Origin of the sequence: Sabulicella flocculans, from assembly GCF_045449635.1 — a bacterium.
In the GTDB taxonomy this organism is placed as follows: Bacteria; Pseudomonadota; Alphaproteobacteria; order Acetobacterales; family Acetobacteraceae; genus Roseococcus.
This window is the reverse complement of the sequence record NZ_JBJJBR010000003.1, coordinates 132,857-144,417: the sequence shown is the minus strand read 5'-3', so window position 1 is coordinate 144,417 and position 11,561 is coordinate 132,857. Positions and strand designations below refer to the sequence as shown.

At 74.5% G+C, this 11,561-nt stretch carries 9 protein-coding genes and 1 tRNA gene; 3 read left to right on the top strand and 7 right to left on the bottom strand.

Going from position 1 to position 11,561, the window contains the following annotated elements; translation table 11 throughout:
* Nucleotides 1-7: 7 nt before the first annotated feature.
* Together ACI6QG_RS05510 and ACI6QG_RS05505 are read right to left on the bottom strand one after the other, a co-directional pair.
* Nucleotides 8-853, bottom strand: a complete 846-nt coding sequence (locus ACI6QG_RS05510) for a SirB1 family protein (protein ID WP_407023567.1) — start codon at nt 851-853, stop codon at nt 8-10.
* A complete protein-coding gene (locus ACI6QG_RS05505; protein ID WP_407023566.1) occupies nt 850-1,230 on the bottom strand; it encodes a histidine triad nucleotide-binding protein in 381 nt (126 codons plus the stop codon). Before ACI6QG_RS05505 ends, ACI6QG_RS05510 begins: the two co-directional genes overlap by 4 nt.
* A gap of 48 nt (nt 1,231-1,278) precedes the next feature.
* On the opposite strand from ACI6QG_RS05505, the gene ACI6QG_RS05500 reads away from it, so the two are divergent.
* Complete coding sequence (locus tag ACI6QG_RS05500) at nt 1,279-1,704, top strand: acyl-CoA thioesterase (RefSeq protein WP_407023565.1); 426 nt, start codon at nt 1,279-1,281, stop codon at nt 1,702-1,704.
* On the opposite strand, the gene ACI6QG_RS05495 is transcribed toward ACI6QG_RS05500, so the two are convergent.
* From ACI6QG_RS05495 to ACI6QG_RS05480, 4 genes are read right to left on the bottom strand one after another with little or no spacing between them, the layout of a single operon-like run.
* Complete coding sequence (locus tag ACI6QG_RS05495) at nt 1,688-2,548, bottom strand: DMT family transporter (RefSeq protein WP_407023564.1); 861 nt, start codon at nt 2,546-2,548, stop codon at nt 1,688-1,690. The two genes, ACI6QG_RS05500 and ACI6QG_RS05495, sit on opposite strands and share 17 nt — an antisense overlap.
* Nucleotides 2,545-2,802 (bottom strand): hypothetical protein, encoded by a 258-nt coding sequence (locus ACI6QG_RS05490; RefSeq protein ID WP_407023563.1) that lies wholly within the window; start codon nt 2,800-2,802, stop codon nt 2,545-2,547. Before ACI6QG_RS05490 ends, ACI6QG_RS05495 begins: the two co-directional genes overlap by 4 nt.
* Entirely contained in the window at nt 2,799-3,641 is an 843-nt protein-coding gene (gene folD, locus ACI6QG_RS05485) for a bifunctional methylenetetrahydrofolate dehydrogenase/methenyltetrahydrofolate cyclohydrolase FolD (RefSeq protein WP_407023562.1), read from the bottom strand. The genes ACI6QG_RS05490 and folD overlap by 4 nt, the downstream gene beginning before the upstream one ends.
* 2 nt (nt 3,642-3,643) lie before the next feature.
* Nucleotides 3,644-3,955 carry a YggT family protein gene (locus ACI6QG_RS05480; RefSeq protein ID WP_407023561.1) on the bottom strand — a complete coding sequence of 104 codons (312 nt, stop codon included), beginning with the start codon at nt 3,953-3,955 and terminating at the stop codon, nt 3,644-3,646.
* A 133-nt stretch (nt 3,956-4,088) separates the two neighbouring features.
* Between ACI6QG_RS05480 and ACI6QG_RS05475 the strand changes: the two genes are divergently transcribed.
* Together ACI6QG_RS05475 and proA are read left to right on the top strand one after the other, a co-directional pair.
* Nucleotides 4,089-4,164, top strand: a tRNA-Ala gene (locus ACI6QG_RS05475).
* 423 nt (nt 4,165-4,587) lie between these two features.
* Nucleotides 4,588-10,446, top strand: a complete 5,859-nt coding sequence (gene proA, locus ACI6QG_RS05470) for an anti-phage protein ProA (protein WP_407023560.1) — start codon at nt 4,588-4,590, stop codon at nt 10,444-10,446.
* A gap of 319 nt (nt 10,447-10,765) precedes the next feature.
* Here proA and ACI6QG_RS05465 read toward each other — a convergent pair whose 3' ends face one another.
* Entirely contained in the window at nt 10,766-11,557 is a 792-nt protein-coding gene (locus ACI6QG_RS05465) for an SDR family NAD(P)-dependent oxidoreductase (protein WP_407023559.1), read from the bottom strand.
* Nucleotides 11,558-11,561: the final 4 nt, after the last annotated feature.

Here is an 11,561-nt window from a genome sequence, read left to right as displayed (position 1 = left end):
CGGCGCCTCAGTTCAGGCGGTTGCGCAGCTCCTCCAGCAAGGCGCGCAGGCGGGTGGCGGCCTCGCCGCGCGGCTCCAGCTCCAGCGCGCGGGAAATCGCCTCGATGGCGGCGCCGATGCGCTCCAGCCGGTGGCGCATCAGCCCGGCTTCCCGCCACAGGGCGGCGTGGTCGGGCGCCAGGCGCAGCATGTCCTCCACGCAGCGCAGCGCGCCTTCCACGTCGTTGGCCTGCAGGCGGCGCAGCTTGATGTTGTTCTGCAGCCGCAGCAGCACGGCGCGCTTGCCCATGGGCGCCAGCAGCCCGGGGCGCAGCTCCGCCTTCGGGCCTTCCACCCGCTTGATCAGCGCGCGCAGCTCCGGCGCCGCCAGGGCCGCGCCGCCGGCGAAGGGGTCGAGGACGAGCTGGCCGCGCGGGTCCTCCAGCGCCAGCAGGAAGTGGCCGGGGAAGTCCACGCCGTGCGCGCCCCAGCCCGCGGCCTCGGCGGCGTGCAGCCACAGGATGCCCAGCGCCACCGGCAGCCCGCGCCGGCGCGCCAGCACGTGCAGGAGGTTGGCGTTGCGCGGGTCGTCGTAGGTGTCGGTGTCGCCGGCCAGGCCGAAGCCGTCATGCAGCAGGGCGCGCAGCGCCTCGGCGCGGCGGGGGGTGTCCCCCGCATCGGCCGCGGGGTCGGACGCAGCGGCCGCCACGGCGCGGCGCGCCAGCTCGGACAGGGCGTCGCGCGCCGCGCGCCAGTCGGCCTCCGGCGCGTCCAGCCGGGCGAAGTGCAGCGCCACCATCGCCAGCTCCAGCTCCGCGTCCGGCAGCTGGCCGGCGGCGTCCAGCGCGGCGCGCGCTTCCTCCGCCCCGTTCACCCGCGCGGCACCATGGCGCCCAGCCGCCTGCCGCCGAACAGGTGCACGTGGAAGTGCGGCACCTCCTGCCCCGCATCCGGCCCCATGTTGGCGAGCAGGCGGTAGCCCCCCTCCTCCAGCCCCTGCGCCTTCGCCACCGCGCCCACCGCGCGCCAGAAGCCGGCGATGGCCTCCGTCCCGGCGCCGGCGTGGAAATCCGCCGCGCTGACCCATTCCCCCTTGGGGATGACCAGCACGTGGGTGGGCGTCAGCGGGTTGATGTCGTGGAAGGCCAGCGCCCATTCGTCCTCGTGCACCTTCCGGCACGGGATCTCGCCGCGCAGGATGCGGGCGAAGACGTTGGCGGGGTCGTAGGGGGGCAGGCCGGTCACGCTCATGGGGGCAAAGGCTACCAACGCCGCGCGGGCCGCGCCATCCTGCGCACCATGACGACGCGCGACGCCTTTCCGGTGCTGGTGCCCCTCACCACGCGCTGGGCCGACAACGACGCCTACGGGCACATCAACAACGTCGCCTACTATTCCTTCTTCGACACCGCGGTGAACCGCTGGCTGCTGGAGGCCGGGCTGCTGGACATCGCACGCTCGCCCCTGATCGGCATCGTGGCGGAAACCGGGTGCCGCTACCGCCGCCCGCTCGCCTACCCGATGCCGCTGGAGGTCGGGCTGCGGGTGGCCCGGCTGGGCACCTCCTCCGTCCGCTACGACGTCGCGGTGTTCGGCCCCGACGCGCCGGAAGCGGCGGCGGAGGGGCACTTCGTCCACGTCTACGTGCGCCGGGAGACGGGGCGGCCGGAGCCCATCCCCGAAGGGATGCGCGCGGCCTTCCAGGCCATCAGCCGCGCGCCCTGAACAGCAGCAGCAGCCCGGCCAGCGTCAGCGCGCCGCCCAGCAGGTCGCCGGGCAGCAGCTTCTCGCCCAGCAGCGCCCAGCCCAGCAGCGCCGCCACCGGGGGCGCCAGCAATTGCAGCGCCGCCGCCCGCGCCGGGCCGAAGCGGCGCAGCACCGCGAAGAACAGCGCGTAGCCGCCGATGCCCACCACCAGGATGGACCAGGCCATCGCCAGCAGCACGGGGACGGACGCCGCCGCCGGCGCCGGCCCGCCGAAGGGCAGCGCCAGCGCCAGCAGCAACGCGGCCGCCACCGCCGTCTGCCCCAGGTTGGCCGACCACGGGTCCACCCGCCCGCGCGCCGGGGCATAGGCCAGCAGCCCCGCCGCCTGGCACAGCGCGCCGACCAGGGTCAGCCCGATGCCCCAGGCCTCGGCGGCGAGGAGGCCGTCCAGCGCCCGGCCCAGCCCCAGCACCGCCACCCCCAGCCAGCCCAGCGCCAGCCCGCCCCAGCCCAGCGGCGGCAGGCGCGCCCCGCGCAGCGCGCGCTCGCCCAGCGCCACGAACATGGGCGCGGTGGCCGCCAGCAGCGCCACCAGCCCGGAAGGCACGTGGCGGGACGCCACCCAGGAACAGGCCAGGTAGGCGCCCATGCCCAGCGCCCCCATCGCCGCCAGCCGCCAGCGGTCGGCGCCCTGCGGCAGCGCCCCGCCCAGCCGGCGCCACAGCAGCCACAGCAGCGGCACCACCAGCGCGAAGCGGATCGCCAGCGCCCAGAGCGGCGGCCATTCCAGCGCCACCACCCGCGCCGCGTTGAAGGCCGAGCCCCAGATGAGGACGTAGAGCGCGGCGAGGAGCAGGCTCACCTGCCGCGCAGCATCTCTTCCAGCCGGGCGATGGCGGCGCGCATCTCCGCCGCCTGGGCCTCGGCGCGGCGCAAGGCGATGCCAAGGCCCCCGATCGCCACCAGCGCCAGCGCCGAGACGCCGCCCGCCGCGGCGTAGAGCAGCCGCGCGCGCGACCAGCCATCGCCGCCCCAGGGCGAGGCGCGCCACGCCAGTTCCAGGCACATCAGGATGGCGAGCACGCCGATGACCTGCAGGCTGCGGTGGATGATCATGCGCCACCCCTGCGGGCGATGGCGGCGTCCAGCGTGTTCTCCAGCAGGCAGGCGATGGTCATCGGGCCGACGCCACCGGGGACGGGCGTGATTGCGGCGGCGTGCTGCGCCTCGCCGAACGCCACGTCGCCGCACAGCGTGCCGTCGGCGCGGCGGTTGATGCCCACGTCGATGACCACCGCGCCGGGCTTGATCCAGCCGCCCTTCACCATCTCGGCCCGGCCGACGGCGGCGACCAGGATGTCGGCGCGGCGGCATTCGGCGCCGAGGTCATCGGTGCGGGAATGCGCGATGGTGACGGTGCAATCGGCGCCCAGCAGCAGCTGCGCCATCGGCCGGCCGACGATCTGCGAGCGGCCCAGCACCAGGGCGCGGGCGCCGCGCAGGCGGGCGCCGGACTCGGCCAGCAGGTGCATCACCCCGCGCGGCGTGCAGGGCACCAGCCCCGGCAGGCCCGAGGCCAGCCGCCCGGCGTTGAGCGGGTGGAAGCCGTCCACGTCCTTGGCCGGGTCCACCGCGCCGATCGCCTTCTCCGTGGCGATGTGCGGCGGCAGCGGCAGCTGCACCAGGATGCCGTCCACCGCGCCGTCCGCGTTCAGCGCGGCGATGGTGAAGAGCAGCTCCGCCTCCGTCGTCGCCGCGGGCAGGTGCAGCGTGCGCGAGGCGAAGCCCGCCTCCTGCGCCGCGCGGTCCTTGTTGCGGACGTAGACGCCGCTGGCCGGGTCCTCGCCCACCCGCACCACCACCAGGCCGGGGCGGAAGCCGAGCGTGGCGACGCGCTGGGCCAGCCCGGCGCGGACCCGCGCGGCGAGCGCCTTGCCGTCGAGCAGCGCCGCCATGCTCAGAAGTACATCCCGCCGCGGATGAGGTAGCCCTGCACCGCCGCGACCAGCAGGATGGCGGCCTGGATCAGCAGGATCAGCACCAGGGGCGACAGGTCCACCGCGCCCAGGTTGGGCATGCGCTGGCGGATGGGGCGCAGGGCGGGCTCGGTGATGCGGTAGAAGAAGTCGCTGACCGCCCAGACGAAGCGGTTGCGGCTGTCCAGCACGCCGAAGCCCACCAGCATGGACAGCACGGCGGCGATGATGACCGCCCAGGAGTAAAGGTTCAGCCCGGTGAGGAGGATGTAGAAGGGGGCGTCGAGGATCATGGGCGGCGGCGTTCCCTGCGCGGTTCCGGGCTTGTCGCGGATGGCGGGCGGAAGGGCAAGGGGCGGTTGACTTGCGCGGCCCTTGGGGGCAAACACCCGCCACCCCGGCGCCCCACCGCCGCGGGATGGATACGGGGCTGTAGCTCAGTTGGGAGAGCGCGTCGTTCGCAATGACGAGGCCAGGGGTTCGATTCCCCTCAGCTCCACCATCACCTCGCAGCAAATACTTGATACCATTGAGTTCTCGTCTGCTTTTTGGTCGCATACCCCCCTACCTTCCCCCTCACGACTGTTGGCTGGTGGCGAACGCGCACGAACTTCGTTGGCGTGGTGCTCTTGCATCTGTTGAGGCAGCCGGTCACCACAGTTAGCTCACCTCAACCTGCAGCGAGGCTCTGCCGGTCGGAAGTGGCAGACCCGTTTAAGCTGCCATTCAACCGGCAATCCTCACGGTTAACCCGTTCGAGAAAGCTTGTTTCGCCCTCCCACACTCCGTTCGGGATGACGGCGACCACAGCTTGACAACGGATACAAGGATTGCGGCCCGTGGTATCGACATCGCCATGTCCGACCTCGCATCAAAGTCTCACGACACCACATCGGACATTACGGAGCCGCCGCGTCCCGCCCGATTGTCCTTCGCCATCCAGCCGGCCCTGAACGCCGCGCTCTGGCAGAACCACGTCCCGGTCCTCGCGGAACTCGCCTTCCAGGCCGGCGAGGGCGCCGCTTCGACGGAGGTCGAGGTCGCCCTGTCCTGCGAGCCACCCGTCATCCGGCCGCGCAGCTGGCGGCTGAGCGGCGTGGCGGCCGGCCAGCTCCGCTCCCTCGCCCCGCTCGACGTCGAGCTCGACGGTGCCTTCCTGTCCTCGCTGACCGAGGCCACGCGGGCGCGCGTCAGCTTGGTGGCGACGGGCGCCGGCGGCACCGCCCTGGCGGAGGCGCATGAGGAAGTGCGCGTCCTCGCCTACAATGAGTGGGGCGGATGCGGCGGCATCCCCGACATCCTCGCTGCCTTCGTGGAGCCCAATGACCCCGCCGTGCCGCGCCTGCTGCGCGCTACCTCGGACAAGCTGCGCGCGGCGGGCAAGAATGACGGGCTGGACGGCTACCAGCAGGGCTCCAAGCCGCGCGCCTGGGAACAGGCCGAGGCGCTGTGGCGGGCGGTGTGCGCGCTCGACATCCGCTACACCAACCCCCCGGCCTCCTTCGAGAGGGAGGGCCAGCGCATCCGCCCGCCCCGTCAGGTGATGGAGGAGCGCCTCGGGACCTGCCTCGACCTCGCCGTGCTGTTCGCGAGCGCCCTGGAGGCGATGGGGCTGCGCCCGGTCATCGTGCTGGTGCGCGGGCATGCCTTCCCCGGGCTCTGGCTCAGCAAGCACGATTTCGGCGCGTCGCGGGCGGATGACGCGCCCGGCCTGCGCACCCGCCTGGCGCTGCACGACATCGTCCTGTTCGAATCCACCCTCGCCGCCGGCAGCGGCCGCGTCGGCTTCGGGCGGGCCTGCGCGGTCGGCGCGGCACGCGTGGCCGCGGACAAGGACACCGAGTTCGAGGCGGTCATTGACGTCGCCCGCGCGCGCAGCCGGCGCATCCAGCCCCTGTCGGCGCGCGCGCCGGCGCATGCGCTGCGTGACACGACCGCGGAGGTCCAGGATGAGGTGGTCCTCGACCTGCCGCCCGAGGAGGCGCCGCCGCTGCGCGAGGACGCCCCGCCCGAGGCGGAGGCGCCCCCCGGCACGCCCGCCGGGCGGCTCGAGCAATGGCGCAAGCGCCTCCTCGACCTGTCGGGCCGCAACCGGCTGCTCAACCTCCGTACCGGCGGCAAGCAGGCGCTCGCCGTGGATTGCCCGGACCCGGGCGCGCTGGAGAACCTGCTCGCGGAGATGCGGGCCGGGCGCGGCGGGCGCGCCGGGCCTGCCCTGCGCTTCCGCCCCTGGCCGGAGCTGATGTCGGGCGACGATCCGCGCTCGGCGCGCCTCGCGCGCAACCGGCTGCAGGAGGAAACGGATCGCGCCTTCGCACGGGAGGCGCTGGGGCGGCGCGAGCTGCTGGTGGGTCGGGACGACGCATCGCTGCAGGCCGGGCTGACGGAGATTTTCCGCGCCGCGCGGGCGAACCGCGAGGAGGGCGGGGCAAACACCCTCTTCCTCACCATCGGCGCCCTGGTGTGGCGGCAGAAGGGCCGCGAGGCCCCTTTCCGGGCGCCGATCCTCCTCGTGCCGGTGGTGCTGGAGCGGCCGAGCATCCGCTCGGGCTTCTCGCTGCGTGCCCATGACGACGAGACGCGGCTGAACTCAACCCTGCTGGAGATGCTGCGCCAGGAGTTCGACATCCGCTTCCCCACCCTGGAGATGGAGCGCCCGCCGGAGGATGAGAGCGGCGCCGACGTCGCCGCCATCCTGGACGCCTTCCGCACCAAGGTCCGCGACATCCCGGGCTGGGAGGTGGCGGAGGACGTGGCGCTGACCAACCTGTCCTTCACCAAGTACCTCATGTGGAAGGACCTGGCAGACCGCGCGGAGGCGCTGCGCGGCAGCGAGGTCGCGCAGCGGCTGATGGATGGGCCCGGCACGGGCGGCACGGCGCCCGCCTTCGGCGGCGAGGACGGGGAAACCGTCGCGCCGCCCTCGCTCGACGAGGCGACGGCCGGCCTCGCCTGCCCGCTGGAATCGGACAGCTCCCAGCTCCGCGCCGTGGCGGCGGCGGCCTCGGGGCGCTCCTTCGTGCTGATCGGCCCGCCCGGCACGGGCAAGAGCCAGACCATCGCCAACATCATCGCCAGCACGCTGGCGCAGGGCCGCACCGTGCTCTTCGTCGCGGAGAAGCGCGCGGCGCTGGAGGTGGTGCAGCGCCGGCTCCGGCAAGTGGGTCTCGGCGAGTTCTGCCTCGACCTCTTCTCCTCCAAGACCAGCAAGGCGGCCGTGCTGGCCCAGCTCGACCAGGCGCAGCAGGTGCGCGAGGCGCGGGCCGAGCACGACTGGGACACCGCGCTCGCCGAGGCGGCGGCGCTGCGCGAGGAGCTGAACGGCTACGTGCGCGCGCTGCACCAGCGCGGCCGCAACGGCTGGACGCCGTTCCGCGCCATGGGCCACGTGCTGCGCGCAGAGGGCGGCGCCGTGCCGGAGCTGCGCCTGTCCTGGCCCGACGCCGACGCGCATGACGCCGGCGACTACCTGCGGCTGCGCGAGCTGGTCGAGGATGCGGCGGCCACGCTGGAGCGCATGGGCGGCTTGGCCGACGCGGCGCCCCTCGCCGGCGTGGAGGCCACGGAGTGGTCGCCGCCCTGGCAGTCCCGCGTGCTCGATGGCGCGATGGCCGCGGCGGCGGCGCTCGACGCGCTGCCTCGCCTCGCCGCGGAAGCATCGCTCGCGGCGGGGCTGCGCGACGGCGGGGCGTCGCGGCCTGCCCTCGCCGCGCTCGACGCGCTCGCCGCCGTGCTGCTGGACCGCTTGGCGCCCGAGGCGGGATGGGCACTTGGCGACGACGCGGCGGCCATCGCCGAGGCGCTGCGCGAGGAGGCCACCCGCGCGGCCCGACACGCCGAGCTGCGGGCGGGGCTCTCGGCCAAGTGGCGGCCGGAGGCGACCGGCCTGCCGGTGGCGGCGCTGCGCGGCGAATGGCTCGCGGCGGCCGGGAAGTGGGTGGTGGCGCGCGCCCTGGCCTGGCGTGGGCTGCGCAAGCGCCTTGCCGGCGCCTGCGACGGGCCGGTGCCGGAAGATTGCGGCCCGGACCTCGGCCGCCTTGCGGAGATGGCGGAGCTGGAAGCGGCCTCGCGCGCGGCAGGCGCGCCGCTGTCCCGGCTTGGCCCGGCATGGCGCGGCTTCGGGACGGACTTCGCCCGGCTCGACGCCTGCATCGAATGGGCACGCGCCCTGCGTGCCGCCGCGGCATCCTGCGCGGCCAACCCTACGGAACTGCTGGAGCTGCGCGCCGGGTTGCGCCTGCTGGTGACGGAGGGCGCCGACCTGCTGGCGCCCTCCGGCAGCATCGGCGCCGCGCTCCTGCGCTTCCGTGACGCGTTGCGCGCCGCCGAGGCCGCCCTGGATGCCCTGGCGCTGGAAAGCGGCGCCGACCCGCGCGGCGTGCTCGATGGGTCGCGCACGGACTGGGCCGGGGCGCTGGCGGCGCACCTGCGCGGCTGGCCGCCCGCCGCCGCGCGCCTGAAGGACTGGACCAGCTGGCGCGGCATCGCCCAACGCGCCGAGGCCGCGGGCCTCGCCCCGCTTATCCGGGCGCTGGAGGATGGACGCGTGGCGCCCGCCGACGCGGCGCGGGTGTTCGAGGCGAACTACGCGCGCTGGTGGGTCGGTCTCGCAGTCGAGGCCTCGCCGCGCCTGCGCTCCTTCGTGGCGGCGCGGCACGAGACGCGCATCGCCCGCTTCCGGGCGCTGGACGCGCACCTCCTCGCGCTCTCGACACGCCTGGTGCGCGCGCGCCTCGCCGCCGGATTGCCGGGCGAGGCGGAGCGCGAAGGCCACCCCGAATACGCGGTGCTCAAGCGCGAGCTCGCCAAGCGGCGCGCCCACCTCCCGCTCCGCCAGCTCGCCGCGCGGATGCCGCGGGCGCTGCGCCGACTGACCCCCTGCCTGATGATGAGCCCGCTCTCCGTCGCGCAGTACCTGCCGGCGGATGCCGAGCCCTTCGACCTGGTGGTGTTCGACGAGGCCTCGCAGATCCCGACCTGGGACGCCGTCGGCGCCCTCGGGCGCGGGCGGCAGGCCGTCGTGGTGGGCGACCCGAAGCAGCTGCCGCCAACGCGCTTCTTCGAACGCGTGCTCCCCGAGGCGGAGGGCGGCGAGGGCGTGGAGACGGAGGTGCAGGACCTCGAATCCATCCTCGACGAATGCCTCGGCGCCGGCGTGCCGGCGGTGGAGCTGCTGTGGCACTACCGCTCCCGCCACGAGAGCCTGATCGCCTTCAGCAACGAGAGCTACTACGGCGGGCGGCTCGTCACCTTCCCCTCGCCGATGACCGAGGACGCGGCGGTGTCCTTCCGCCACGTCGCCGGCGGCGTCTATGCGCGCGCCGGCGCCCGGACCAACCAAGTGGAGGCGCGGGCCGTGGTGGCGGAGGCCCTGTCGGTGCTGCGCGCCACGCTCGCCGGCGGGCCGGAGCGCTCGCTGGGCATCGTCACCTTCAACGCCGAGCAGCAGGCGCTGATCGAGAACCTGCTGGACGAGGCGCGGCGCGACGACCCGGCGCTGGAGCCCTTCTTCGCCGAGGAGCGCGCCGAGCCGGTGCTGGTGAAGAACCTCGAATCCGTGCAGGGCGAGGAGCGCGACGTCATGCTCTTCTCGCTCACCTACGGGCCGGACGCGACCGGGCGGGTGGCGATGAACTTCGGTCCGCTCAACCAGGCCGGTGGCGAGCGCCGGCTCAACGTCGCCGTCACCCGCGCGCGGGAGGCGCTGGTGGTCTTCGCCAGCCTCCGGCCCGACCAGATAGACCTCGCGCGCACGGCGGCGACGGGCGTGGCGCACCTCAAGCGGTTCCTCACCTTCGCGCAGCTGGGCGCGCGGGCCTTCGCGGTGGTGCCATCCGCGCCGGGCGGGGAGGTGGAGAGCCCGTTCGAGGCCGCGGTGGCCGAGCGGCTGCGCGCCAAGGGGTGGACGGTGCACGCGCAGGTGGGCGTCTCCGGCTTCCGCGTCGATCTCGGCGTGGTGGATCCCGACCGGCCCGGCGCCTACCTCGCGGGCGTGGAGTGCGACGGCGCCACCTACCATCGCGGCGCCACGGCGCGCGACCGCGACCGCCTGCGGCAGGCCGTGCTGGAGGGGCTTGGCTGGCACGTGCTGCGGGTATGGTCCACCGACTGGTGGGTGAACGCCGCGCGCGAGGCGGAGCGCCTGCACGCTGCGCTGGAGGAACGCTTGACGGCATCGCGTGAGCGACGCCGTGAGGAGGCGGCACCGCAGGCGGAGGCAGGCGGCCCGGCCGATGGCGCCGCCGATGCGCCTCCCGCCGGGGAGGCGGCGCCCGACGCCGCTGAGGGCGATGATGACCGCGCCTGGGCAGGGGACGCCGACGCGGCGCGGTTCTACGACGCGGACTACCGCGACACGCTGGCGGCGATGGTGGCAGCCGCCGTGGCGTCGCATGGCCCGATCCGCAAGGACCGCCTCATCCAGCGCATGGCGCGCGCGCACGGCTTCAAGCGGGCGGGGCGCGAGATCCAGGAGCGCGTGGAGGCGGCCATCCCCGCCTCGCTGCCGCAGACCCGGGACTCGGCCGGGACCTTCGTCTGGCCGGCAGGGGTGGACCCGGAAGCGGCGGCGCCGCTCCGGCGCGGTGAGCGCGGGCCAGCCGACCCGGCCGAGGTGCCGATCGAACGGCTGCGCGCACTGGCGCGCGAACTAGGCGCCGCTGCGCGACCCGGCGATGACCTCCTCCTGGCCATGCAGGAGGCATGCGGGGTGAAGGCGCTGCGGAGCCTGGTGCGCGAGCGCCTCCAGGAAGCCGTGGACGCGGCACGCGTGACAGGGGGTTGAACGGGACAGGTCGCGCCTCGCCGCGGCACGATGACGCGCGGCCGGGAGGCTCCGCGGCATGCCCGGCCGGGGAGGAAGCAGGATGTCAGCACCGAAGCCCATGCCGAATGGAGTAGGTGGGAGCGTGTTCGCGGCCGCGCGATGCGCTTCGCTGCGCCAGCCGGGATGCGGGCTGGCGTTCCGGCAATGACGGTCCGAATGGCAGCGGATGCGCGCACGCACCGGCCCATAGCTGGATGGCTGTGGGCCTGCCTAACGCTGCGCGAAGGTAGCCCGGCCCTTGCCCTCCGTCCGCTCAGGGAGCGAGGGGCCGGATCGCCTAAACCGCGCTCCTCACCGCCGTTCCGCCACCCTCCGCCGGGAAGCCACCATCCACCATCAAGGTGGCTGCCGTCACATAGGAGGCCTCGTCGGAGGCCAGCCACAGCACGGGAAAGGCCAGCTCCTCAGGCCTGCCCCACCGTTGCAGGACGCAGGGCGGCACCAGCGCATCCACCGCGGCCGGGCCCATGCGCGCCTCGTGGAAAGGCGTGCGGGTGTAGCCGGGGCAGATGGCGTTGACGCGGATGCCGTGCTCTGCCTCCTCGAAGGCCATGGTGCGCGTCAGCGCCAGCACGGCCGCCTTGGAGGCATCATAGGCCGCCATCCCCTTGCGGCCGAAGACGGCGCCGGTGGAGGAGACGTTGACGATGCTCCCCCGCCCGCTGCGTCGCAGGGCCGGCAACGCCGCCCGCGTCATGGACACGAAGCTGAGCAGGTTGACGCGCAGGATGTCATCCCACGCCGCCCACGGCGCATCGGCGACGGCCTCGTAGCGCCGGATGCCGACATTGTTCACCAGCACGTCCACGCCGCCGAACTCGCGCAGCACGGCGTCCACCGCCACCTGGGCGGCGGCTTCCTCCCCCACATCGGCCACCAGTCCGATGACCTGCGCGCCCGGCACGCCGTCGCGGATGCCCGTGGCGGCGGCCTCGACCACGGCCGGGTCACGGTCGAGCAGCGCGACGCGGGCGCCTTCCGCACAGAAGATGCGGCCGGCGGCGGAGCCGATGCCGCCCCCGCCACCAGTGATGATCGCGACCTTGCCGCCGAGCCTCGTGCCGGGCATGGCG

What these genes read in the sequence shown, in the direction of transcription:
- ACI6QG_RS05500 (WP_407023565.1), top strand. Translation starts at nt 1,279, where the DNA reads ATGACGACGCGCGACGCCTTTCCGGTGCTGGTGCCCCTCACCACGCGC.
- ACI6QG_RS05465 (WP_407023559.1), bottom strand. Translation starts at nt 11,557, where the DNA reads ATGCCCGGCACGAGGCTCGGCGGCAAGGTCGCGATCATCACTGGTGGC.
- folD (WP_407023562.1), bottom strand. Translation starts at nt 3,641, where the DNA reads ATGGCGGCGCTGCTCGACGGCAAGGCGCTCGCCGCGCGGGTCCGCGCC.
- ACI6QG_RS05490 (WP_407023563.1), bottom strand. Translation starts at nt 2,802, where the DNA reads ATGATCATCCACCGCAGCCTGCAGGTCATCGGCGTGCTCGCCATCCTG.
- ACI6QG_RS05480 (WP_407023561.1), bottom strand. Translation starts at nt 3,955, where the DNA reads ATGATCCTCGACGCCCCCTTCTACATCCTCCTCACCGGGCTGAACCTT.
- ACI6QG_RS05505 (WP_407023566.1), bottom strand. Translation starts at nt 1,230, where the DNA reads ATGAGCGTGACCGGCCTGCCCCCCTACGACCCCGCCAACGTCTTCGCC.